We start from the raw sequence: 21,212 nt of genomic DNA on the forward strand, positions 1-21,212 counted from the left end.
TGGAGCGACGACCCCGCGCCGGCTGGAAAGCCGGCATGGAGGCGGGCGAGGAGCGGAAGAAAGGACACGCGGAGCGCGGCCGAGGGCAGCGAAGCTGCACGAGGCGAGCTCCCGTCAGACGCGGCCGGAGGGTGCCTTTCGCCGAACTGGAAGTTCGGCGCTCTTAAGCGTTTTTCCGGCAGGAAAAGCAAGATGCCTTTTTTCCAGCTCGCTACCCGACTGTGCGCGTTCTCAGGGATATGTCCAGGCGCTGGCGGAGAAGCGCGCCCTTCAGCTTTCCTATGCCAGGCGCATGGAGCTTTTTCATTTGGCCACGGAGAGTTTTAAAGGACGGGAATGGGAAGCGTTTCCGGCCATCCTTGCAGGCTCGCAGCGTGACTTGCCGGGTTCACGGAAGAGCGTAGCAGCCGCGCAGGGTGCGCTGAAGGGGTATTATCTCGGCGGCCTTGTCTGTGACCTTGAAGCGTTGGGCCATGGCGAACATCTCAAGCTGCTGAACTGGGGTGTATTCGACCGGCACATCGCAGGCGCGCTCTGGCAGATGGAGGACCCGTTGAAGTACCAGGGGCCGGAAGAGGCGATGGACATTGCCAGGGTGATCCACAAGTGGCAGGAGAAGGCACGAGAGGACGCGAACAGTGCCGGCGCATGGATATGTGGTGGGCTTTGTCGTTCGGGAGGATGCGAACGGGAATAGATTTTATGACCATGAGATGACAGAAATACTAGACCCCGATTTGCACAACCACGCCGAGTTACCCGAAGGTATGGGCGGACAGTGGGAGCGTGCAAATCGGGGCTTGGTGATGAACATACTGCGGGATACGCTGGGTGTCAATGATGGAGCGGGAACCGTTCTCTTTCAGCCGCCGGTGAACAACCGTTCCGCAGGGGCGGACATGCAGACCGGGAAAAGCACGGGGAAGGAGGAGACTAGGGCGGGGCAGAGGCTGGAACAGGCAACATACAGAAGCAAGGCCGCAAGGATGAGGGATTTTCTTGCTGAAGTCGATCAATATGGAAACAAGCCGATGTATGTTTTTGGGAATATCCGGCGCAGTGAACTTGGACTTGAAGATACCGCCTTGGAGCTGTCAGGCAGTGCCGTCCATCATATTCGCAGCCATCATCCAGAATTTAATAGTTGGGAAAAAATCGAAGAGGTTGTCGTCAATGGGGAAGCATATACCATTCCTTCCCGCAGGGGAAAATCTTCGGGCATGGCCTTTGTACTTAAAGAGGCAGAGGGATGGCATACGGTACTCGGTTATCTCACAGACACAAAACGGGGCCGGCGCTTTATTATTGGGACGAGCTTTATCGATGCGCCCAACAAAATGGAACGCTGGTTTAAACAGATACAGGCCATCCCGTTCTCTCAGAAGGCCGGCGGCTCTCCGGCGTACCCAAGTCCGCAAAAGCGGAACGTTATTTCTGAACCTGAACAGGATGGCCTATATGATCAGAACATACATCAGACTGCTGCGGACGTCAATCTCACTGAGGAGAAGAAGTATGCTCCCCGTGCCCGGGTGAGCTTTGGCATGAGGGAAGACGGGCGGGCGCTCATCGAGTTCTTCCGCTCCGCGGACGTCACCAGTGCCCCGCACGAACTCTTCCACATCTTCCGCCGCGAACTTCAGGAAACGGCCATGCGGGAAGGAGCCGGCGAAAGGAGCCGGAAACTCTGGCAGGAGGTGATGGATTTTGTGGGCGCGAAGCCGGACCAGCCGCTGACCGCGGATCAGGAAGAAGCGTTTGCCCGCGCCGGGGAGCGCTTCCTGCTGGAGGGCAAAGCGCCCGTGCCGGAGCTGAAAGCCGTGTTCCGCAAGTTCAGGCAGTGGTTCCTGGAGATCTACGGCGGCGCGGACAGTGCCGGACTGGAGATTTCCGACGGGATGCGCCGCACCTTCAGGAAGATGCTGAACGTCTCAGCGGAAGAGGCGGAAAGCACCGTTCGGGCCGCTCTGGGCCGCATGGCCCTGCGCCTTCCCGCCGCGCCGGAGCAGAACACCCCCGCCCGCAGGCAGTTCTTCCACAGTCCGTATCAGGAAAGGCAGCAGGAGAGTGCGGAAGAGATGGAGGAATAGCCACGCGCTCGCGCCGTCCGGCGGTCAAGGATTTGCTCTCCCTTCCTCAACCTGCGGAGCAGCGAGCGGTAGCGAGCAGATAGCGAAGGCGGCGTGTTTGTCCGAACATAGCCTGCAAACATGGTCACGCCGCCGGAGCGGGGAAGGTCAGGCAGCGAAGCTGCACGAGGCAAGCTCCCGTCAGACGTGGTCGAAGGGTGCCTTTGCCGAACTGGAAGTTCGGCTGCCTTTCGCGCTTTTTCGAGAGAAAAAGCAAGATGCCTTTTCTGTCTTGCTCGCTAACGTTTTCGCCGGAACATATGGAAATAGCGCCTGCACTGGAATCAGGCTTGTCTCCGAAAGGAGAGGCCACGCAGCAAGCAGACGCTATTTCAGGAGCCATTCTAGGTGTTCTGCGCGGTGCTGTCAACGTTCCCGAACGTCAGGGAAAGACGCTGCGGAAGGAAAAAGAGAGGGATGAAGCCCCCTCTTTTTGCCGGCAGGCTTAATGCGGACGGGCAGGAGTATGCAGTGGGATTTGTTCTGCGGGAGGACGGCAACGGCAAGCGCTTTTACGACCATGAGCTGACAAGAATCATAGACCCCAGTTCGCTCAATTCAGCCGGCCCTTCAAAAGAAGAGGCAAGGACAGAAACCCGAGCGAACCGGGGCTTGGTGAGCAATAATGTAGCAAAGCCCTTCAGGGCTTTGCGTCCTGCGCTTGGGAGGGGTTTGCATCCCCTCCCAAGCTACCGCCCCAAAGATACCCCGCCCTTCAGGGCGGGGTGGGGCTCTATCGGCCTAAAGGCCGAGGTCTCAAACCATAAAGGAAGTAAGATGAACATACTGCGGGATACGCTGGGCGTCAATGACGGAACGGGAACTCTTTTTTCAGCCGAAAGGGAAGCTGTCCGCCGAACCCCGCGCCCGGGTGAGCTTTGGCATGGGGGAAGACGGGCGTCAGGGGCCTGGCGGCAGGCATAAAAAAGCCCGCTGCATGAGCGGGCGAATGCGGGAGCGCTGGCAGGTTAGCGCCGGGGTCTGCTTCCCCTTTACTCCTTTACTCAACGCTTCGGAAAAAAGATAGACGATGATGCCAGACTGGTCAAGACCACTCTCCGCGCTTTTTGGGGCTGGGAGAATGGGGCGGAGACGCACTGCCGCGGCTTGCTGTTCCCGCCGTGCAGGCGGTGTGCGGTAAGCCGGGCGGTCAGGCCAGAGCGGCCTGCACCATGTAGGCCGAACGGCTCATGCCGTTCGCCTGGGCTTTTTTGTCGATGCGAACCAGCAGGTATTCCGGGATGGACAGGTTGACGCGCACGGCTTTGGCGTTCAGGAAGGACGGATCGATGTCCGCCGGCATGACCCAGCCGCCCTGCGCTGCTTCGGAGTCCATAACCTTGGCCAGAGGACTGGGAGGGGGCAGCTCCGTCAGTTTTTTGGCCTAGCACACCATCTGGACGGCCTCCTGTACGTTGACCAGACATTCCTCAATGGAATGCCCGCCGGAAAAACACCGGGGATATCCGGCAGAAACACGCCGTAATCAATGCCGTTATCGGTATGGATGACCGCAGGATATTTCATCAAAAATTCCTTTGTGGTGTGAGGTTACGACCGACGTTTCCCGTTCGTTTGACGGCAAAGATGCATAAGCGGAGAAGATCTGCTCCAAAACACTCCCATCCCGCTGAAATTAATGTGCCACCGCCTCTCTTACGGCGTTCGTGATGAAGGTATTGAGGGACTTACCTTCCGCAGCCGCCGCAACAACCGCCTTCTGATACACTTCCGGCGGCAGGCGCAAGGCGAACTTTCCCTGTCCCTTCCTGGGAGACACGCCGTCTTCGGCACACATACGGAGAAAGACCTCAAGGGAAATCTGCCCCTCCCGCCGCAGGGATTCGGCATCCTTGGCATAAAAGTCGGCACCGCCGTTCAGTCCCACAAATTCTCCCCGGAACATCTCGATTTCGGGGTCATAGGCGATGACAGCCTGATAGCCGCCTTCAAAGTTCATGACATTCATCATGGCTTTACTCCATTCTCTTCCAGCCATTTACGGATGCTGACCACCGCGCCCTTGTCTGTATCCGGCGAAGGGTGCGGCCGGTGAAACACCCGCCGGTCATCAAAAAGCCTGACACAGAGCCGCAGCCCCTCAGCCTCGGTGATTTCCGCTCCCAGCGCCACAAGCAGCGCCTCGATGTCACTCCAGCGGATACTGCCGCAGACCGGGCGCTGAAAAAGAAGCTGCAACGTTCTCAGATGGCTTGCTTTCATGAGGGCATGATATTTTTTTTTGATATTATGTCAACAGATGTCTTTCCCCTATCCTTCCTTATCCGCCGGACGGCGCGAGCGTCAGCGAGCAGATAGCGCAGGCGGCTGTGGGTGGAAATACCAGATTCAAAAAAGACTGCCAGGCATTGACAGCCTGTAACATATATATTACATAATTCCCATGAATACTATTCTGACAACACAACTTTTTAAAGTCTGGCTGGCCGGCTTGAGGGACAGCAAGGCAAAAGTCAGGATTGCGCGCAGAATCGAACGCGCCGAACAGGGCAATTTCGGAGATCATAAACATGTTGGCGGCGCGATTTGGGAGATGCGCATCGATTATGGGCCCGGATATCGCTTGTACTACGCCGGGCAGGGCAACTGCCTGTATATCCTTCTGTGCGGAGGAGATAAATCCGCCCAGCAGGAGGACATCAGGTGCGCCCAGGAACTATGGGAGCAAATTCATGGATAAGTCTCTGCTTGAGCTTTCAAAGTTTGAAGCGGCCGATTACTTGCAGACGGAAGAGGATATGCGTAACTACCTCGATGAGGTCATCAGCGAAAATGACCCGGAGGCTTTTCTGCAAGCACTGAACACGGTTGCCCGCGCACGGGGAATGACGAAATTGTCTTTGGAGACCGGTATCCCCAGAGAAAGCCTGTATCAGTCACTGTCCCCAAAAGGTAATCCCGGCTTTCATACCCTGTGGAAAATCGCCAGAGCGCTCGGCTGCACACTCGTGATGAAAAAAGCACCGCTGGAAAAATCGGCGTAACAATACCTGTATGGGTATGTAGTTGAAGATACTGCCCGGAAGAATACCGCCTTCTGAGAGTCCGGGGCGGGAGACCAGGGGCAGCATGGCCGTCATGAAACACGCCGCCAGGGCGAATTCCGGGCGGTGCATGGGAGAGCGCAGAGCCGGAAGTGCGCAGGTGAGCGCCTTCCCGCCGCATGTTTCCAGAGGGCCGGCGGCGTCCGGTTGCGTTCCGTGACCGTGAAAGGGAAGGGGAACGTGCCCCGTCAGGCGTATGGGCCGGAGGAATCGCCCTCGTCAGGTTCCCAGCGCTTTCTGAGCCGCCGCCAGATCCTGCAAGCGGCCAGGGCCGGAATCACGCCGGCCAGCATTCCTGCCGGATAGTGCATGAGCGGGAACGGGGATTGTACCTGTATGGCCAGCGCGTGGGCGAGAGCCGTGAGCGCCATGCCTATGACCGCACCGGAGAGAGCGGCTCTGCCGCTGTGATCCCAGCTCACGCATCCGGCGATGACCGCACCGGCCAGAAGGAGCGGGTCTGCCAGGGAAACGGCCATCATGACGAAAAAATCCGCAATAAGGAACATACTATGCCTCGATTGCGCCTCTTGCGTAAGGCCGGCGAGCCTTCTGCTGAAATCCTGCCGTGTGCGCATGGGGTGACTTCGCCGTTCACTATAGTCCAACGCGCAAAAATGTCAAAAAGATTCATACCCTGACCGGCGGTGGAAGAAGGAGCGCCGGTTTGCCTGTCGTGCGGTGATTTTGCGGCTTTTTCCGCTGCACGAAGCCGCAGGTGGTCTGGAGAAATTTTTGTGATTTTCCATTTTTGTAAAACCGGAGAGCGTCCAGCTTTTCTTCCTTTAACTACCCTGACCTTTAACCTTAACCGCCGGAGCGGGGTAAGCCGGCGCGGCGCGTGCGCCGCTGATAGCGAGCAGTCTGCGCGCAATCGGGCTTTGTCCGCTCAAGCATCTTTGTGGCCGGCTCGCTGGGCAGGAGGGGCAATCCGTTCCTTTCCTTAACCGCCGGAGCGGGGTAAGGTCGCGCGAACGTCAGCGAGCTGATAGCGTACGTGTTTGTCCGGCTTTGCCGGCGAACATGGTCACGCCGCCGGAGCGGGGAAAGGGCGCGGGCCGTCGCTCCAAACGCGCTGCCGCAACCGCCGGAGCGGGGAAGGTCGCGCGAGCGTCAGCGAGCTGATAGCGCACGTGTTTGTCCGGCTCTGCCTGCAAACATGGTCACGCCGCCGGAGCGGGGTAAGGGCTGTTCAGGCACGGGTTGCGAACTTCTAACCGGTGGCAACTGCAGGGTTTTGTGTTCTTGCCGTTTTCGTTTTCCCTGTCACCCCCGCAGGCACAGAGTGCGGGCAAAGCAGGAAGTCAGAATGGCCCCGGCCTGCGCCACGTTCAGGGAATCAAAGTCCCGCAGAAAGGGTATGCCCAGGCTGCAGGAGCAGTGCTTGAGTACGCCAGGCCGTATGCCTTTTTCCTCGCTTCCCAGAACGAGCAGGGCGGGCAGCGGCAGACTGGCCGTCAGCGGGTCGAGGGCGTCTTCCGTCTTCTGTGCGGCACAGGCGGTAAATCCCGCGTCCACGGCCTCGGCCACGGCACGGGAGAGGTTGACCACCTGCGTGAGCGGCAGGCGCTCCAGAGCGCCGGCGGCAGAACGTCTGGCACCGGGGCCGAGAAAGGCGCTGTTGTGCCTTGGCAGCACCAGCCCGGCCGCCCCCAGGGCAAAGAGCGTGCGGGCAAGCGTGCCCACGTTGCCCGGATCCTGCACCTGATCGAGGGCCACGATGAGCGGCAGGGGCGCGTCAGCGGCCTGTGTCAGAAAGTCTTCCCAGAAGAGGAAGTGCGCCGAGCGCAGGCGGGCGGCCACGCCCTGGTGTCCGTGCCCGGCCATGCGTTCCAGCGCCTCTTCCCCCACAAGGGAAAAACGCACCCCGCGCTCGCGGCAGAGGTCGAGCAGCCGAGCGCTTTCCCGCGTGGCGCGGCCCTTGCGCACATAGACCGTGTCCACCAGCCGGGGATCGCGTTCCAGAAGTTCAAGGACGGGCTTGAGCCCGGGCAGCATGGCTTCATCTTGAGTTTCGCAAAAGGGCATGGCGCGCTCCGGCTTGGGGATGGGGGCAGAAAAAGATTGAACACGGCAGAAAATCGGGATAGTCTCAAGCGCTGTTAACGCTCGTATCCTGCTTTTAGCCGGGATGCAAGACTGCGGATGGAGATTTCGGCATGGATGGACGCGGCTTGACCCGCACAATGCTCTGTTTGGGCGCGGCAGCGCTGCTCATTGTTTCGGGCTGCGCCAAAGAGGAACCCGGCGAAGGCCCGCTGGTCGCAGCTATGGAGGAGGGTGCAGACGTCCCTCAGGAATTGTCCCATAGTGAAGAGGCGGTGTTCAGTAAAAAGAGCAAGCTGGACTCAAGACTGTCCCCGGCCATGGAAGAGGAGGTGCGCGTCCACTTCGCCCACTACCTGCACGAGCGCCGCGAGACCATGGAAAAATTTCTGCGCAACAGTATTCCCTACATTAACCATGTGAGGAGTGTGTTCCGTTCGCAGGGGTTGCCGGAGGAGCTGGCCTGTCTCGCCTACCTTGAGAGCGGTTACAACCCCCTTGCCGTGTCGCGCTCCAACGCCGTGGGCATGTGGCAGTTCATCGCCTCCACGGGCCGGAACTACGGACTGCGCCAGGACTGGTGGGAAGATCAGCGCATGGATCCCTACCGCTCCACGGAAGCGGCTGCGGAATACCTGGGCCGCCTTTATGATATTTTCAAGGACTGGCATCTGGCCGTGGCCTCCTATAACGGCGGCGAGGGCAAGATCAGCCGTGCCCGGGCCGCGGCCGGGGCGGACAGTCTGCACGAGATCATCCGCAGAAACGACAGCCTGGATGCCAGCTTGCAGCTCCGGGAAGAAACTGTGCTCTATGTGCCGCGCTTTCTGGCCATCGCCAAAATCATGAGCCAGCCCGAAGCTCTGGGGCTGGAGCCTGCCGCGCCCGAGCCTGGAAAGCCCGTGCTTCTGCCCAGCGTTGCGCTCACAGCGCCGCCCGCCACGGATCTTGTGGAACTGAGCCGCCGTCTCAACATGTCCTGGTCGGAATTTCTGGCCTATAATCCGCATTTTCTGCGCTCCATTTCCCCGGCTGGGCGCCGTTCCACGGTGTACATCCCGCGCACTAAGGAATCTGAGGCCCGCACACTCCTTGCCGGAACGCTCTCCGGCGCGGGCTGGACCTACTACACCGTGAAGAAGAAACAGACGCTGGCCGGCGTGGCCTCCGCCACCGGTGTACCCGCAGCCGTTGTCAAGCAGCTGAACCCGGGCGTTGTGAAAGCGGGGCGGCGTCTGCGCCTGCCCGCCCAGCGAGGCTCCGTGCCGGATCGCCCCCTTATCATCCCGCAGCAGAGTTACGTTGCCGGAGACGATCACGTCACCGCCGCCCTCGCCGAGCTAAGCCTTCCTGTGGCCCGCAGAAACGGAACGGCAGCGAGAACGGCGGGCCGTACGGTCTCTTCGCTGGCCGTGGATGAAAAGGGCCGTTACACGGTCAAGCCCGGAGACACGCTTTCCGGTCTCGCTCAACAGTGCGGCGTGAGCGTGGATGAACTTTATGCCCTCAACGGCGGGGCCGGGGCGTTGAAGGTGCTGAAGGCCGGCCAGCGCATCCGTGTTCCCGTGCCGGAAAAAGCCGTAAGCCACACGGTGCAGAGCGGTGAAACCGGTTACGGCATCGCCGCACACTACGGCGTCAGCTTCAGCGCGCTGGCCGCGGCCAACGGCGGAACGGAAGTCATGGAACATCTGCGCGCCGGTCAGGTGCTTGCCATTCCGGGCAAGGCAGGAACTGCGGCGGCGAGGCCAGCAGCAAGCGCCGGAAGCGCCGCCTCGTCTCCGGCGGCCAGGCCCGCGGCTACCCCAAAGGGCGCAGCGGCTTCCGCTTCCGTTAAACCCGCAGCGGAAAAGGCCGCAAGCCACACGGTGCAGAGCGGTGAAACCGGCTACGGCATCGCCGCACACTACGGCGTCAGCTTCAGCGCGCTGGCCGCGGCCAACGGCGGAACGGAAGTCCTGGAACATCTGCGCGCCGGTCAGGTGCTTGCCATTCCGGGCAAGGCGGGAACTGCGGCGGTGAGGCCAGCAGCAAGCGCCGGAACCGCCGCCCAATCTGCGGCGGCGAGGCCCGCGGCTACCCCAAAGGGCGCGGCGGCTTCCGCTTCCGTTAAACCCGCCGGCAAGACTGAGAGCTACCGCGTCCAGAGCGGTGAAACGCTGTGGAGCATCGCGCGCAAGTTCAACATGAAACCCATGGAACTTCTGAACCTCAACGGCATGGATCAGTCCACCCGTGTCCGGGCGGGCGATACGGTCAAAGTCATCCGCAAGTAACGAGAGGAGCGCGGCATGGGATTCTTTTCCGCAGTCAAGAAACTCTTTGGTCAGAGCGGTGTCAAGGCGTCTTCCAGGGGCGGTGTCGCACCTGCCACCGCAGAGTCCGCGCCTTCCGCTGCGCCTGCCGAAACCGCGTTTTCCGGGGCCGGAGATGAAAAACTGGCCCTTGCCCTGCGTCAGGCCGAACCCAGGCTTTCCGCATGGCTGGCTGTGGTTCTGGACGGCGTGGACGAGGCGGGCGGACTTCTGTGGCAGCGTCTGGCCTTTCTGCTGCGTGCGCTGGAGACACCCGAGTCTGAGGCTCGCGCCTTTGTGGAGGAGTTCCGCGGCTGGCTTGAGCGCATGGAGTACCGCTATGTCGAGGATTTTCGCTCCGAACTTCAGTACCGGCTGGCTCTCGCGCTGGATCTGGAGGACGAGGAGGACGAACGCGACCGGCTGTTCGCACGGCTTCAGGACGGCCTGGCCCGCACCCGCGCCCGCTTCGGGCAGGGGCTGGCCGAGCTGCTCTCCGGCCATTCCGCGCTGGATCAGGGCTTCTGGGATGAAATGGAAGAGCTGTTCATCATGGCCGACATGGGAGCGGAAACCTCGCTCGCCCTGGTGCGCCGCCTGAAGGAGCGCTGCCGTGAACGGGGCGTGACCTCGCCTGAGGATCTCATGCCCGTGCTGGAGGAAGAGGTCGAGGCTGTGTTCCGCACGCCGAAGCGCATCGCCGTCACCTCGCCGCCGGAAGTCATCCTCATGGTGGGCGTGAACGGTGTGGGCAAGACCACTACCATCGCGAAATTGGCCTGCCGCGCCCGGATGCAGGGCAAGAAGGTTCTCATCGCCGCCGCCGACACCTTCCGCGCCGCCGCCGTGGAACAGCTTGAAGTCTGGGCGCAGCGTACCGGTGCGGACTTCCATTCCCGCGGCATGGGAGCCGACCCCGCGGCCGTGGCCTACGAAGCCATGGACATCGCCCTGAAGGGCGGCCACGACGTGGTGTTCATCGACACCGCTGGCCGCCTGCATACCAAGTCCAACCTCATGGACGAACTGCGCAAGATTCGCAGCGTGGTGGCCCGCAAGCTGCCGGGCGCCCCTCATCGCACCATCCTCGTCATCGACGCCACCACGGGGCAGAATGCCCTGCAGCAGACGAAAATATTCAAGGATAACAGCGGGGTAAACGAAATCATCCTGACCAAGCTCGATGGTACGGCCAAGGGCGGCGTGGCCCTTGCTGTGGCCAGTCAGTTTGAGCTGCCCATCACCTTCATCGGCCTGGGCGAAAAGATGGAAGACCTGCGCCCCTTCGATCCCCGAGCCTTTGCCCGCGCTCTGCTGGGCAGGGAGAACTGAGCCAGGGGCCGCTGGTCACAGAAGGGGAGGGGGAACCAGTCTCATCTTTTCACCTTTATGCTTTGTTCTCACGAGTCTTCAGGCCGGCGTCCCTTGCCCTGAGGGGCGGAATATCAGAGAGTGGAAGCTTGTGAGAGGAAACTTCCCAATCCATGTGTGACCCCCCATGTGACCCACTTTGCAAGGGTGCCGGTATTCGAGGTGTCACGAGCCGTTTCCAGGTGTTTCGGACTGGGTAAAAAGATAAGGGATTGCAACTAGTTAGCTGCAATCCCCGATTCTCTCATGGTGCCGAGGGACAGGATTGAACTGCCCACACGGGGATTTTCAGTCCCCTGCTCTACCAACTGAGCTACCTCGGCGCAACAGCACATTCTTTTATCGGAAGAAAGGAGCGTTGGCAAGCGCTAGTTTGAGCTTTTCGGGATTTTTTTCGGAGCGGCTGTCATCTTACTTCCTTTATGGTTTGAGACCTCGGCCTTTAGGCCGATAGAACCCCACCCCGCCCTGAAGGGCTTTGCTACATTATTGCTTCTCTGCAGTGCCGGAAAATTCTTGAACTCCTGACGAAGCGCGCAGCGTTACTTCAGCAGCCTCTTTGAGCCAATGAAGAACCGCCCCGAGGTCGGGGAAGATGCGCAGTGCCAGGGCGCGCATTTCGCGGTTCGGCTCGATGAGGTCGGGCACGAGCAGCGTTTTCATGCCTGCCCGGCTGGCCGAACGCACCCCGTTGAGGGAGTCTTCCACGGCGAAGGTTCGGGCGGGGCTGACCCCCAGCTCGGTGCAGGCACGCAGGTAGATGTCCGGTTCGGGCTTGCTTGCCGTAAGCATGTCCCCGCAGATGAGAGTGTGGAAGAACGGCCTGAGTCCTGTTGAGTTCATGGCGCGGCACACACTGGCTTCCCGAGAGGAGCTGGCCAGACCAATGCGCCAGCCTTCCCCGCGCAGCCAGGTGAGCAGTTCCACGGCCCCGGACTTGATCGGAACACCGTCCTTGATGAAGTCCAGGTAGCGTTCGCGGACGCGGCCGCGGAAGTTCTCATACTCCATGCTTCCGCCGCAGAAGGCGTTGAAGAGTTCCGCCGTTCTCGTATGCGTGACGCCGATGCACTGATAAAAAAGCTCGCGGAGACAGGGAAGGCCGCACTCCCGCGCCACTTCTTCCCAGGCGCGCAGAACCAGCCGCTCAGAATCGATGAGGACACCATCCATGTCGAAGACGATACCCGGCACCATCACGCTCCGTGACCGGTTTCCAGAGGCAGGCGGTAGATGCGTCCCGTGCGCTGGAATACGCCGTTATCGCTGGGGAAGGTGTAGTTGCCGATCACAGCCCCGAAGCGGTCATAGAAGGGGAAGGCCTTGTGGTGGCTGGATTTCAGATAAATTGCCGTGAAGCCCTTGGCCGCGTACATGGGCATGAGCAGCTCCTTCAGCCAGAACGTGCCGTTGCCGCGGCCCTGCGGCGCTATGTGGAAATAGTTGAGCAGAACGACTTCGCCGAGGGGATCGGAAATGCTCAGCCCTGACGAGCGGTAGATATCGGCCGGAATGTCGCCGTGGGACATCATGACCATGCCGAGCTGTTCTCCGGCGCGGCGCAGGAGATGGTAGTCGATGGTCAGTCCCGGTCTCTGGGAGAATTCATGGATGATTCTGCAGCAGTGGTGCACTTCATCATAGTCGTCCCATTCGCCGTGGACGAGCTTTTCCCGCATGTTGTCCAGCAGGGAGGTGAGGTAGATTCCTTCAAAGGTATCGCTGACGCAGAATTCCAGATCGTCTTTGGTATAGAGTACGTTCGTCATGGGGAACCTCGCTCTTTCCTTCATGTAGGCGCAGGCAGGCGGCAATGTCAAGATTTCCGCCGCCGGAAGCCGGACAGGGAGTTCAGAGGCCGAGAAAGGCCGCGGCACGTTCGAACAGCACCGCGTCCGACTTTGGGCGGTGCCAGAGAATGCGCTTGTCCGCCCGGAACCAGGTCCACTGCCTCTTGGCGTAGGCGCGGGTGTTGTGCGCCCAGCGTTCCAGACATTCTTCCCGGGAAAGCCGTCCCAGGAGAAAGGCTGCGATTTCGGCGCAGCCGATGCCCGTCCAGGCCGGGGCGCTTGTATCGGGGCAGATCTTCAGGGCCTGCCGCGCTTCTTCCACGGCTCCCGTTTCCATCATGACGGCGATGCGTTGTTTCAGCGACGGCTCAAGTTCCGGCAGGGGCAGCCCGATGCCCAGGCGCAGGACACGCCAGGGCGCGGGAGAGGGCGTCCGTTCGTGCCACCAGGTGAAGGTTCGGCCCGTGCTTTCCCAGACTTCAAGGGCGCGCATGTTGCGCTGGCTGTCGCGGGGGTGGATTCTGGCGGCGTATGCGGGGTCGACTTCGAGAAGCCGCCGGTGGAGGGCAGGGGAACCCAGCGCCAGGCATTCTTCCTGGATGCGCTGCCGGATGTCCGGATCGGGAGCGGGGATGTCGGCGATGCCGTCCAGCAGGGCGCGAAGATAAAAGCCCGTGCCCCCGACGAGCATGGGCAGACGGCCCGCCGCAGCGCTTTCTTCAATGGCTTGCCGCGCCTTTTCGGCCCATTCTCCGGCGGAAATCTTCTTCGTTGTTTCCAGCCAGCCGTAGAGCAGGTGCGGACAGACGGAGCGCTCTTCGGGAGCCGGCTGGGCGGTAATGACAGGAAAATCCCTGTATACCTGACGGGAATCTGCATTGATGATCGTGACCGGCCGGCCCCGCTTTTCCAGAGCTGCGGCCAGATGCAGAGCGGCGGCGGTCTTTCCGCAGCCCGTTGGTCCGGCGAGGCAGAGCAGATCAAGACTCATTGCGCACTTGCCGGATGCGGCCAGTCCGCGGGGAGGTGGTAGGCATCGCGCAGACGGCGCAGAACCTGCGGGGGAACCAGGGAGCTGACGTCACCGCCCAGGGAGGCCACGTTGCGCACGTTGGTGGAGCTGATATACATCCAGCGCAGGTCTGACATGAGGAAGATGGTCTGCACGGCAGGGTTGAGCTGGCGGTTCACAAGCGCCATCTGAAATTCGTAGTCGAAGTCGGATACGGCGCGCAGGCCGCGGAGTATGGCTTTGGCGTTATGCCCGGCGGCGAAGTTCACCAGTAATCCGGAGAAGGGGAGGGCGCGCACTTCCGGAATGCCGGTGAAGATTTCGCGCACAATGTCCACGCGTTCTTCCAGAGAGAAGAGCGTCTTTTTGGAGCAGTCTTCCGCCACGGCCACGATGATGCCGTCGAACAGCTCCATCCCGCGCTGAACAATGCACTGATGCCCGTTGGTGAACGGGTCGAACGTTCCGGGGTAGACGGCTATGCGTTTTTCACCCATACCAGAATCCTTGTGTTTCCGTACAGGCGTTCGGCCTCGAGGCGGAGATCGTACTGCGCGTCCGGGTTGATGGTCAGGCCTTTTTCGATTTCCGCAATAAGAAAGCCCTCATCCTCCAGCCAGCCCTGGCGCATGAGATTGCGCAGAACGGGCTTGAAGAGACCGGCGCCGTAGGGCGGGTCCACACAGATGATGTGGTAGGGGGCGGAAGGCCGCCGCGCCGCCACGCGGAGGGCGTCGTCCTCAAGCACGGCGCAGCGTCCGGTCAAGTCCAGAGCTGCCGCATTCTTACGCAGGCACTCCGCGGCTTTGTGATCCATTTCGATGAAATCCGCCCAGACCGCACCCCGGCTCAGCGCTTCAAAGCCGAGGCTGCCGCTTCCGGCGAAGACATCAAGGAAGCGCACCGCGCCCCACACGACGCCCCTTGCTTCCAGCATGGAAAAAAGGGATTCCCGCACCTTCCCCATGGCCGGGCGGTACCCCGGCCCGGAGACGGTATGCAGCACACGGCCGCGGCAGGCTCCGGCAATAATCCTCATCTGACTTCCTTTATGGTTTGAGACCTCGGCCTTCAGGCCGATAGAGCCCCGCCCTGAAGGGCGGGGTATCTTTGGGGCGGCAGCCTGGGAGGGGTTTGCCTCCCCTCCCAGGCGCGGGACGCAAAGCCCTGAAGGGCTTTGCCGCATTATTGCCAGGCTTCTTCCTGACGCCGCAGCCGGCGCTTTGCTGTGATTCATGCGCTTGGTTACGGGCTACATATGCGAGAGGAACACAAAGAGGTCGTGTTCGATCTCGGCCAGACGGTCCCGCAGCTCAAGCTGCTCTTCCCAGGGCAGATCCGAGGCGTGAGCCATGCGGTCGCGAAGCTGCGCCATGCGCTGGTCCATTTCCTGCATGAGGAAATTCCAGTCCACGCGGGGTCTGGAGGCTTCGGGGCGCGGCTGATGCACCGCCGGAAGGGTTCCGGGCTGGATGGAGAGTTCTTCCAGATATTCCGGAATGACGGGGGTGATGCCGAAGCGCTCCTTGATCAGCCCGGCGAGGATCGTTTGCGCCTTGGGTTCGCCGTGGATCAGAGCAACGTTCATGCCGGGGCGTGCCATGGAGCCTATCCAGTCCAGGAGCTGGCTTTGGCCGGCATGGGCAGAGAAGCCGTTGATGGTGAAGATCCTGGCTTCCACATTCAGTTCGTCGCCGAAGAGCCGCAGGGTTTTAGCGCCGTCCACGAGCTTTCTGCCGGGCGTACCCATGGCCTGATAGCCCACGAACACGATGCTGACGCCCGGTTTCCAGATATTGTGCTTGAGGTGGTGGCGGATACGGCCGGCGTTGCACATGCCGCTGGCGGAAAGGATGATGGCCGGGCCTTTGCGGAGGTTAAGCTCCTGAGAATCCTTGACGGTCTGGGTGTACGTCACCGCGTATTCAGGCTTGTTGATATCTTCAAGGGTAAGGTCGGGAGCGCGCAGGTGGCTGGCATACTTCACAAAGATTTTTGTGGCCTTGGCCGCCATGGGGCTGTCCACATAAACGGGCATGTCCGCGGGAATGCGGCCCTGCTTGCGCAGCAGGATGAGGCTGTAGAGTATCTCCTGGGTGCGCTCCACGGCAAAGGCGGGGATGAGTACCTTTTCCTTGTGCTGATAGCTGTAGGCGATGGCTTCGCTCAGCTCTTCGAGAGTGTCGTTTTCTCCCTTGTGGTTGCGGTCGCCGTAGGTGGATTCCACAAAGAGCCAGTCAGGGGTTTCCGGCGTTTCGGCGTCGGGAAGGAGCAGTGCCCCCGGGCGTCCGAGGTCGCCGGAGAAGACGAGACGGGTGCTTTTGCCGTCTTCCGTAACAGTGATGTCCAGGAGTGCCGCGCCAAGGATATGTCCGGCAAAGCGGAAGGTGACGCGGACGCCGGGAGCCGGTTCAAAGGCTTCGCCGAAGGGGACGGCCCGGAGCTGCTTCGCCGTGGCCAGTGCGTCTTCCGTGAGATAGAGGGCCTCGTCCGTGATGTCGGCCTCGCGGCCTTTGCGCTGGTTATGGCTGGACTTCCATTCCTGTTCCGTTTCCTGAATGTGGGCGCTGTCTTCAAGCATGAGCGCCGCAAGGTCGGCCGTGGGAGCGGTGCAGTAAATGTTGCCCGCAAAACCGTGTTTCACCATGCGGGGCAGAAGACCGGAATGGTCGATATGCGCATGGGTGAGAAGGATGAAGTCGAGATGCTCGGGGTCGTAGGTTTCGGTATCGTAGTTGCGCACTTCGATGGCGGAGTTGCCCTGAACCATGCCACAGTCAACGGCGAAGCGCACATCGCCGGTTCTGATCACATAGCACGAACCGGTGACGGTCTGTGCCGCGCCCAGAAAAGTGATATTCATAAGCTCTGGCTCCCTGTAAAAAATAGTGCGGATTTGAGTATAGGATTTTTTATCGGGAGCCGCAAGAAGCCGGACTTCCTGACACCTTCACCCCCTGAGGAGCATGTCTCAACCATAGGAAATAAAACTAATTTTTTAACTCGTTGAAAAGATGCAGGACTCGGCTTTCCGCACCGGACGAACTTTCGGGAAAGGCGTTCTCATCGCGGTGTATGAATGCCGGTCTGCCGCGCTTGCAAGGGCTTTTCAGAGAATGTCATACATCCAGAAGGCTGAGAAGGATGGAGCTTCCGAGGTCAGGCTTCTTATCCCGAGAGGATACGGGAGTGTTTTTTGACGGCTTTCCCGTCAAGTTGACAGACGCCAGGTAAGGAATCTCACCTGCAAGCTGTAACATGCTAGATAGAGTGAACTTTATAATTGAAGGCACTTCGTCAATCAGTTTAGAGCATTGCAGGAGAAAAGCTGTTGATGGGCAGCGGATCCCGATTTCTCCTGATGGAAGAAGTATGATGGCTTTCACCGAACGCCTTCGAGGAAGACGGATTTGCTTCAAACCGGCATCTGCAGCGGCAACCTGCTGAATTAACAAGTCTTATTCTCTCTCTCTCTCTCTCTCTCTCTCTCATGCTTTTCTTTATGGCAAGCGCATATTCGCGCATGAGTTCGCCATCTTCAACATCATTTCTGTCATGCACTTTAAAATATCCATCCGTATGTGCACTTACTTTAAAAAAGGCATCTCCGCGTTGTTTTTTTGCTTCATATTCTTCTGCCGACTTGGTAACATAGTGATTTATCACCACGCGAGGATACGTTTCATCGTTTCTGAAATTGATGGTCTTTCCAAAAATAAGAGAGGAATGAACATGGGGATAAAGTGTGGCACGTGGGTTAATGATAGCCTTGTTTTGTGGCCAAAGTCCTCTTTGATGTTTTGTAAAGCGCTCTATAACAAGACCTTCGGTTTTCTTTTTAAGACCGGAACTCCCATAGATAACCCACGGTATGAGGATCTGATTGGCATACTCAAATGTTTTAAGCACATCAGAAAGTTTCTGCTTGTTCATGGGGACGATAAATTCATCCAAATCAACGATAGCCATCCAGCGCGTTTCATATTTAAATGTGTCTACGGCATTTTCATATATGGGAAGTTGCTGTTGTTTGCCTGGCCATTCTATCCATGTGATAACGCCTGAATCTATATATTTTTTTAAAATTTCTTTGGAATTATCGGTTCCATTATTATTGTAAAGATAAAAATGATCTACCCCCTGCAAACGATAATATTCCACCCATTCTTCTATATATGCGCCTTCATCTTTGCAACATGCAACAATACTCAAATAATATTTACAGTTTTTATTTAAATAATTTGAGTGTGTTGCAGTATAAAAATAATATCTGAATGCACCTTTCATGCAATAGCTGAAAGGAAGATAAAAAAAACCATCCCGTAAATTATGCCGCATCTGGCGAAAGGGAATGAATCCGGAAATAAGCCGGACAAACATTTTTCTTGAAGAGCTTGGCTCATGATAACGCATCGAATCCCCCAGGATGTGGTTTGGCGTCATAAAATTTATATGCAAACAGTTGCCTTGTTGAAGATACCAGACAACGTGCTGGTTTTGAGCGTGCCCGGCAGCACTTGACCTGGCTGCGTGCGGTGTTTTGCCTTCGTGTCCGCGTTTCTCAGAATAGGGATGAGATACATGTACACACAGACAACTATCCCTTTTTAAGGGATTATGCAACTGATGCGGGGCACACCTCGTGCAGCTTCGCTGCCGGCCACCCCGTGAGCTTCCCGCAAGCAATAATTGTAAGCAAAAAAGGCGAATATCATCATTGCCATCTGAATAAGGGCAAACCTCGGTATGTGGCAGTGTGGGAAGTGATAAGCAATACGGTGCGGGTCATTGAAATCCGCTACACCGGGACGCATGAAAATGTGAATTACCGGCAATTCAAATAGGAGAACGGCAATGCAGGCTGAATTAAGATTCCATCCAAGCGAAACCGGACAAGCAGTGCTGGAGATCAAGGAAGGGCAGGAAGTAATTTCGCTGACTGTTCCCACAGGTAAGGCACGGGCGGTGGCTGATGTCATCAGGAGTGTCCTGTCTTTGGCGGGGCACAAGGTACGCCGCGTGAGCGCCAATGGTGAGGAAGCCGTCAGTGCTGATGAGGTTTTTCCTGACGTGAATCCCGCAATGATGTTGCGCGGTCTACGCGGCAAGGAAGACATCACGCAGGCTGAACTGGCGGAAAGATTGGGTATCAGCCAGAACATGGTTTCCGACATGGAAAGCGGAAAGCGCAACAGTTCGGTCAATATGGCCAAGCGTATCAGCGAAGCCTTCCATGTCCCGTACAAGCTGTTTCTGTGAAAAAACATCTGGCAGTGAAAATAGCTCTGTTTCAGGTCAGTTTTTCTATGCGGCATCTTCATGCGTCGCTTCTTGAACCAGTTGCAGCAACTGCGGCACTCTCAGTTGCGCCTTTTTGAGTGAGGGAGTGGCGTAGAACATGTCTCCCCGGACAATCTGGCCGGAAAAGACAAAGTGCGCCTCTCCCCTCTATCTGTTCCTGCAAGTCGCGCAAGACAACACGGTCTTCCTGTTCCGCTGTGGCGGAGTTGGCATCGCGGTAATCGGAACTGATTTCTTCATTGACGTTCAATCCTGTGGTGCGGAGAACCGTGCCCTGTCCTGCCTGTCCGCAGTTATCCGAGGAAATATGCCTTACAACGATGCACGGAGCGGGATTGTCCCGCTGCGCCTGAAACGGTTCCTGAATGCCGCAGTACGGACATTCGAGATTCGACCAGAGTTCCGCAATATCGCCCTGAAAACCGTCCGCCGGACTGCCGTCAAGACAGGTTCTGCCGGAGAGCGTTTCCAGAGGCTCGTCTAGTTGGGACAGATCTTTGGCGATCTCGGTTTTGACGCCGGCTTGCACGGCTATCCGGTCAGACATGGGCGTTTCGGCGTGGGCGAAGTTTGTGTTCAGACAAAAACAAAGCGTCAACTCCATGCCAACGCCATGCCTATGAAGGATTGTACCTCTATCATAGCTGTTCTCCTTGCGAGCGCTGATGCGCTCCGCTTGCTGTTGTGAAGAGTATGTGTTATACAAAAATATAACTTTTGGAGGCGCATCATGTACACGAGCAATTTGAGAAAAGTCGGAGGGTCAGTGATGCTGGCCGTGCCGCCAGCTATTCTGGAACTGCTGCAAATGGAATCAGGGTCAGCGGTAAGCATGGCCGTTGAATCCGGGCGTCTGATCATTGAGCCGGCCGTCAGCAAAAAGTACAGCCTGCAAGAATTGCTGGCCCAATGCGACGCCTCCGCTCCGCTTTCTGGAGAAGACGCCGCATGGACGGCATCACCGGCCAGGGGCGGGGAGTTGATCTGATGCGGCGCGGCGACATTTATCTGGTGAGTCTTGACCCGACAGCAGGACATGAACAGCAGGGGACACGTCCGGTGCTGGTCGTGTCTCCTGATGCGTTTAACAAGGTAACACGGGTGCCTGTGGTCTTGCCCATTACCAGCGGCGGTAACTTTGCACGCACAGCGGGTTTTGCTGTTTCCTTGAGCGGATGCGGCACGCGCACCACCGGGGTGATCCGTTGCGATCAACCCCGCGCTCTGGACTTGCAGGCACGTTCCGGCAGATGTCTTGAGCATGTTCCGGCTACCGTCATGGAGGAAGTTCTCGCCAAGCTGGCGACCATTATCAGCTAGTTTTTTCATTGTTACGCCGCCTGTGCCAGTTGCAGCAGCTGCGGCACACACAGCTGAGCTTTTTTGCGTGAAGGGTTGGCGTAGAACATGTCTCCCCGGACAATCTGGCCGGAAAAGACAAAGTGCGCTTCGCCCTCTATCTGTTCCTGCAAGTCGCGCAAGACAACACGGTCTTCCTGTTCCACTGTGGGTGGAGTTGGCATCGCGGTAATCAGAACTGATTTGTTCATCTTACTTTCTTTATGGTTTGAGACCTCGGCCTTCAGGCCGATAGAGCCCCACCCCGCCCTGAAGGGCTTTGCTACATTATTGCTTGTTAATGATATGACAAGAGAGCAAGTTATGCAAATTCAGAAAAATGGATTCAAACCTGCTATCATATCATGGGCAGAAAAGGAACATGGAGACATTGACCATACACCGTTTTGCATCCATGCTGTTGTAAAAGGCGAAAAGCCGGGTGTGATTTTTGTGCTGAAGAATGTAAATGAACATATAAATATTCAAAATCAGAACAGGATGCATCCGTTTTATATGGTCTATGTCGGAATGAATGGCGAAGTTATCACAAACCATTTGCAGCTGAAGGACACGCTCGATGTAATGAGACATCTGTCTCGTGGAAAGGTCATACCGGATAAAACGCTGTGTGAGCAGTTTAATAAAGCCACGAATAACGGCAAAAACATGAGCAAGGCTTCTCAGTTGTTGGAGGACTCCATCATGTCAATCATTGATGCAAAGGACGAGGGTGATATTGACAGTTTCTTTTGAGGCGGTCAGACTACATTCCTCTCTGGCGGATTGTCGGGACTTGATGATTTTGAATTGATATGCTTTATGGTGGTGATTTGAGATGGTAGACTTTCCGACTGCAACAGCGG

General features: G+C 58.1%; 25 protein-coding genes and 1 tRNA gene. 10 read left to right on the forward strand and 16 right to left on the reverse strand.

Features of this window, described 5'->3' with window-relative positions; genetic code table 11:
• The first annotated feature begins 307 nt into the window (after positions 1-307).
• Both Q0Z94_RS07050 and Q0Z94_RS07055 read left to right on the forward strand, forming a co-directional pair.
• The gene (locus tag Q0Z94_RS07050; protein WP_298068309.1) at positions 308-697 is read left to right on the forward strand and encodes a hypothetical protein; all 390 of its coding nucleotides are present in this window, start codon (positions 308-310) and stop codon (positions 695-697) included.
• A 16-nt stretch (positions 698-713) separates the two neighbouring features.
• Positions 714-2,090 (forward strand): hypothetical protein, encoded by a 1,377-nt coding sequence (locus Q0Z94_RS07055; RefSeq protein WP_298068310.1) that lies wholly within the window; start codon positions 714-716, stop codon positions 2,088-2,090.
• 1,189 nt (positions 2,091-3,279) lie between these two features.
• On the opposite strand, the gene Q0Z94_RS07060 is transcribed toward Q0Z94_RS07055, so the two are convergent.
• From Q0Z94_RS07060 to Q0Z94_RS07070, 4 genes are all read right to left on the reverse strand, one after another.
• Positions 3,280-3,504 (reverse strand): type II toxin-antitoxin system HicB family antitoxin, encoded by a 225-nt coding sequence (locus Q0Z94_RS07060; RefSeq protein WP_366517586.1) that lies wholly within the window; start codon positions 3,502-3,504, stop codon positions 3,280-3,282.
• Positions 3,501-3,656 carry a type II toxin-antitoxin system HicB family antitoxin gene (locus Q0Z94_RS11840; RefSeq protein WP_366517584.1) on the reverse strand — a complete coding sequence of 52 codons (156 nt, stop codon included), beginning with the start codon at positions 3,654-3,656 and terminating at the stop codon, positions 3,501-3,503. The genes Q0Z94_RS07060 and Q0Z94_RS11840 overlap by 4 nt, the downstream gene beginning before the upstream one ends.
• Before the next feature lie 109 nt (positions 3,657-3,765).
• On the reverse strand, positions 3,766-4,101 hold the full coding sequence (locus Q0Z94_RS07065) for a type II toxin-antitoxin system HicB family antitoxin (protein WP_298068311.1): 336 nt from the start codon (positions 4,099-4,101) through the stop codon (positions 3,766-3,768).
• Positions 4,098-4,352, reverse strand: coding sequence for a type II toxin-antitoxin system HicA family toxin (locus Q0Z94_RS07070; protein ID WP_298068312.1), 255 nt, complete (start codon positions 4,350-4,352; stop codon positions 4,098-4,100). Before Q0Z94_RS07070 ends, Q0Z94_RS07065 begins: the two co-directional genes overlap by 4 nt.
• A 181-nt stretch (positions 4,353-4,533) precedes the next feature.
• Between Q0Z94_RS07070 and Q0Z94_RS07075 the strand changes: the two genes are divergently transcribed.
• Both Q0Z94_RS07075 and Q0Z94_RS07080 read left to right on the forward strand, forming a co-directional pair.
• On the forward strand, positions 4,534-4,830 hold the full coding sequence (locus tag Q0Z94_RS07075; protein ID WP_298068313.1) for a type II toxin-antitoxin system RelE/ParE family toxin: 297 nt from the start codon (positions 4,534-4,536) through the stop codon (positions 4,828-4,830).
• Positions 4,823-5,134, forward strand: coding sequence for an addiction module antidote protein (locus Q0Z94_RS07080; RefSeq protein ID WP_298068314.1), 312 nt, complete (start codon positions 4,823-4,825; stop codon positions 5,132-5,134). The genes Q0Z94_RS07075 and Q0Z94_RS07080 overlap by 8 nt, the downstream gene beginning before the upstream one ends.
• Positions 5,135-5,382: 248 nt before the next feature.
• Here the strand turns inward: Q0Z94_RS07080 and Q0Z94_RS07085 are convergent, their stop codons facing one another.
• Both Q0Z94_RS07085 and Q0Z94_RS07090 read right to left on the reverse strand, forming a co-directional pair.
• Complete coding sequence (locus tag Q0Z94_RS07085; RefSeq protein ID WP_298068315.1) at positions 5,383-5,703, reverse strand: hypothetical protein; 321 nt, start codon at positions 5,701-5,703, stop codon at positions 5,383-5,385.
• Between the two features lie 757 nt (positions 5,704-6,460).
• Entirely contained in the window at positions 6,461-7,222 is a 762-nt protein-coding gene (locus tag Q0Z94_RS07090; RefSeq protein ID WP_298068316.1) for an RNA methyltransferase, read from the reverse strand.
• 131 nt (positions 7,223-7,353) lie between these two features.
• Between Q0Z94_RS07090 and Q0Z94_RS07095 the strand changes: the two genes are divergently transcribed.
• Positions 7,354-9,516, forward strand: a complete 2,163-nt coding sequence (locus tag Q0Z94_RS07095; protein WP_298068317.1) for a LysM peptidoglycan-binding domain-containing protein — start codon at positions 7,354-7,356, stop codon at positions 9,514-9,516.
• 15 nt (positions 9,517-9,531) lie between these two features.
• The gene (ftsY, locus tag Q0Z94_RS07100; protein ID WP_298068318.1) at positions 9,532-10,866 is read left to right on the forward strand and encodes a signal recognition particle-docking protein FtsY; all 1,335 of its coding nucleotides are present in this window, start codon (positions 9,532-9,534) and stop codon (positions 10,864-10,866) included.
• Positions 10,867-11,152: 286 nt separating this feature from the next.
• Here ftsY and Q0Z94_RS07105 read toward each other — a convergent pair.
• The 8 genes from Q0Z94_RS07105 to Q0Z94_RS07140 form a co-directional block, all read right to left on the reverse strand.
• Positions 11,153-11,228, reverse strand: a tRNA-Phe gene (locus tag Q0Z94_RS07105).
• Between the two features lie 163 nt (positions 11,229-11,391).
• Positions 11,392-12,102 carry an HAD family phosphatase gene (locus tag Q0Z94_RS07110; protein ID WP_298068319.1) on the reverse strand — a complete coding sequence of 237 codons (711 nt, stop codon included), beginning with the start codon at positions 12,100-12,102 and terminating at the stop codon, positions 11,392-11,394.
• Entirely contained in the window at positions 12,102-12,674 is a 573-nt protein-coding gene (locus Q0Z94_RS07115) for a hypothetical protein (RefSeq protein WP_298068320.1), read from the reverse strand. The genes Q0Z94_RS07110 and Q0Z94_RS07115 overlap by 1 nt, the downstream gene beginning before the upstream one ends.
• 82 nt (positions 12,675-12,756) lie before the next feature.
• Positions 12,757-13,686 carry a tRNA (adenosine(37)-N6)-dimethylallyltransferase MiaA gene (miaA, locus tag Q0Z94_RS07120; protein ID WP_298068321.1) on the reverse strand — a complete coding sequence of 310 codons (930 nt, stop codon included), beginning with the start codon at positions 13,684-13,686 and terminating at the stop codon, positions 12,757-12,759.
• A complete protein-coding gene (gene coaD, locus Q0Z94_RS07125; protein WP_298068322.1) occupies positions 13,683-14,204 on the reverse strand; it encodes a pantetheine-phosphate adenylyltransferase in 522 nt (173 codons plus the stop codon). The genes miaA and coaD overlap by 4 nt, the downstream gene beginning before the upstream one ends.
• Positions 14,186-14,944: a 16S rRNA (guanine(966)-N(2))-methyltransferase RsmD gene (rsmD, locus tag Q0Z94_RS07130; RefSeq protein WP_366517585.1), complete on the reverse strand. Its 759-nt coding sequence runs from the start codon at positions 14,942-14,944 to the stop codon at positions 14,186-14,188. The genes coaD and rsmD overlap by 19 nt, the downstream gene beginning before the upstream one ends.
• Before the next feature lie 15 nt (positions 14,945-14,959).
• Positions 14,960-16,570, reverse strand: coding sequence for an MBL fold metallo-hydrolase (locus Q0Z94_RS07135; RefSeq protein ID WP_298068324.1), 1,611 nt, complete (start codon positions 16,568-16,570; stop codon positions 14,960-14,962).
• 443 nt (positions 16,571-17,013) lie between these two features.
• Positions 17,014-18,120: a glycosyltransferase family 92 protein gene (locus Q0Z94_RS07140; protein ID WP_298068325.1), complete on the reverse strand. Its 1,107-nt coding sequence runs from the start codon at positions 18,118-18,120 to the stop codon at positions 17,014-17,016.
• Positions 18,121-18,561: 441 nt separating this feature from the next.
• Here Q0Z94_RS07140 and Q0Z94_RS07145 point away from each other — a divergent pair, with 441 nt between their 5' ends.
• Positions 18,562-18,966, forward strand: a complete 405-nt coding sequence (locus Q0Z94_RS07145) for a helix-turn-helix transcriptional regulator (protein ID WP_298068326.1) — start codon at positions 18,562-18,564, stop codon at positions 18,964-18,966.
• Positions 18,967-19,024: 58 nt separating this feature from the next.
• Here Q0Z94_RS07145 and Q0Z94_RS07150 read toward each other — a convergent pair whose 3' ends face one another.
• Entirely contained in the window at positions 19,025-19,612 is a 588-nt protein-coding gene (locus tag Q0Z94_RS07150; RefSeq protein ID WP_298068327.1) for a hypothetical protein, read from the reverse strand.
• A gap of 126 nt (positions 19,613-19,738) precedes the next feature.
• Here Q0Z94_RS07150 and Q0Z94_RS07155 point away from each other — a divergent pair, with 126 nt between their 5' ends.
• Complete coding sequence (locus Q0Z94_RS07155; RefSeq protein WP_298068328.1) at positions 19,739-19,996, forward strand: antitoxin; 258 nt, start codon at positions 19,739-19,741, stop codon at positions 19,994-19,996.
• Positions 19,957-20,328, forward strand: coding sequence for a type II toxin-antitoxin system PemK/MazF family toxin (locus tag Q0Z94_RS07160; protein ID WP_298068329.1), 372 nt, complete (start codon positions 19,957-19,959; stop codon positions 20,326-20,328). The genes Q0Z94_RS07155 and Q0Z94_RS07160 overlap by 40 nt, the downstream gene beginning before the upstream one ends.
• Before the next feature lie 11 nt (positions 20,329-20,339).
• Here the strand turns inward: Q0Z94_RS07160 and Q0Z94_RS07165 are convergent, their stop codons facing one another.
• Positions 20,340-20,558 carry a hypothetical protein gene (locus Q0Z94_RS07165; protein ID WP_298068330.1) on the reverse strand — a complete coding sequence of 73 codons (219 nt, stop codon included), beginning with the start codon at positions 20,556-20,558 and terminating at the stop codon, positions 20,340-20,342.
• Between Q0Z94_RS07165 and Q0Z94_RS07170 the strand changes: the two genes are divergently transcribed.
• Entirely contained in the window at positions 20,551-21,102 is a 552-nt protein-coding gene (locus Q0Z94_RS07170; RefSeq protein ID WP_298068331.1) for a hypothetical protein, read from the forward strand. The genes Q0Z94_RS07165 and Q0Z94_RS07170 overlap by 8 nt on opposite strands.
• Positions 21,103-21,212 lie beyond the last annotated feature (110 nt).

Origin of the sequence: uncultured Mailhella sp. (assembly GCF_947631555.1) — a bacterium.
GTDB lineage: Bacteria > Desulfobacterota > Desulfovibrionia > Desulfovibrionales > Desulfovibrionaceae > Mailhella.

Coding starts and splice junctions, on each gene's coding strand:
- Q0Z94_RS11840 (WP_366517584.1), bottom strand. CDS start 3,656: ATGAAATATCCTGCGGTCATCCATACCGATAACGGCATTGATTACGGC.
- Q0Z94_RS07065 (WP_298068311.1), bottom strand. CDS start 4,101: ATGATGAATGTCATGAACTTTGAAGGCGGCTATCAGGCTGTCATCGCC.
- Q0Z94_RS07115 (WP_298068320.1), bottom strand. CDS start 12,674: ATGACGAACGTACTCTATACCAAAGACGATCTGGAATTCTGCGTCAGC.
- Q0Z94_RS07145 (WP_298068326.1), top strand. CDS start 18,562: ATGCAGGCTGAATTAAGATTCCATCCAAGCGAAACCGGACAAGCAGTG.
- Q0Z94_RS07090 (WP_298068316.1), bottom strand. CDS start 7,222: ATGCCCTTTTGCGAAACTCAAGATGAAGCCATGCTGCCCGGGCTCAAG.
- Q0Z94_RS07085 (WP_298068315.1), bottom strand. CDS start 5,703: ATGTTCCTTATTGCGGATTTTTTCGTCATGATGGCCGTTTCCCTGGCA.
- Q0Z94_RS07150 (WP_298068327.1), bottom strand. CDS start 19,612: ATGGAGTTGACGCTTTGTTTTTGTCTGAACACAAACTTCGCCCACGCC.
- ftsY (WP_298068318.1), top strand. CDS start 9,532: ATGGGATTCTTTTCCGCAGTCAAGAAACTCTTTGGTCAGAGCGGTGTC.
- Q0Z94_RS07165 (WP_298068330.1), bottom strand. CDS start 20,558: ATGAACAAATCAGTTCTGATTACCGCGATGCCAACTCCACCCACAGTG.
- Q0Z94_RS07070 (WP_298068312.1), bottom strand. CDS start 4,352: ATGAAAGCAAGCCATCTGAGAACGTTGCAGCTTCTTTTTCAGCGCCCG.
- miaA (WP_298068321.1), bottom strand. CDS start 13,686: ATGAGTCTTGATCTGCTCTGCCTCGCCGGACCAACGGGCTGCGGAAAG.
- Q0Z94_RS07080 (WP_298068314.1), top strand. CDS start 4,823: ATGGATAAGTCTCTGCTTGAGCTTTCAAAGTTTGAAGCGGCCGATTAC.
- Q0Z94_RS07155 (WP_298068328.1), top strand. CDS start 19,739: ATGTACACGAGCAATTTGAGAAAAGTCGGAGGGTCAGTGATGCTGGCC.
- Q0Z94_RS07075 (WP_298068313.1), top strand. CDS start 4,534: ATGAATACTATTCTGACAACACAACTTTTTAAAGTCTGGCTGGCCGGC.
- Q0Z94_RS07135 (WP_298068324.1), bottom strand. CDS start 16,570: ATGAATATCACTTTTCTGGGCGCGGCACAGACCGTCACCGGTTCGTGC.
- coaD (WP_298068322.1), bottom strand. CDS start 14,204: ATGGGTGAAAAACGCATAGCCGTCTACCCCGGAACGTTCGACCCGTTC.
- Q0Z94_RS07160 (WP_298068329.1), top strand. CDS start 19,957: ATGGACGGCATCACCGGCCAGGGGCGGGGAGTTGATCTGATGCGGCGC.
- rsmD (WP_366517585.1), bottom strand. CDS start 14,944: ATGAATCACAGCAAAGCGCCGGCTGCGGCGTCAGGAAGAAGCCTGGCA.
- Q0Z94_RS07140 (WP_298068325.1), bottom strand. CDS start 18,120: ATGCGTTATCATGAGCCAAGCTCTTCAAGAAAAATGTTTGTCCGGCTT.
- Q0Z94_RS07055 (WP_298068310.1), top strand. CDS start 714: ATGACAGAAATACTAGACCCCGATTTGCACAACCACGCCGAGTTACCC.
- Q0Z94_RS07110 (WP_298068319.1), bottom strand. CDS start 12,102: ATGGTGCCGGGTATCGTCTTCGACATGGATGGTGTCCTCATCGATTCT.
- Q0Z94_RS07095 (WP_298068317.1), top strand. CDS start 7,354: ATGGATGGACGCGGCTTGACCCGCACAATGCTCTGTTTGGGCGCGGCA.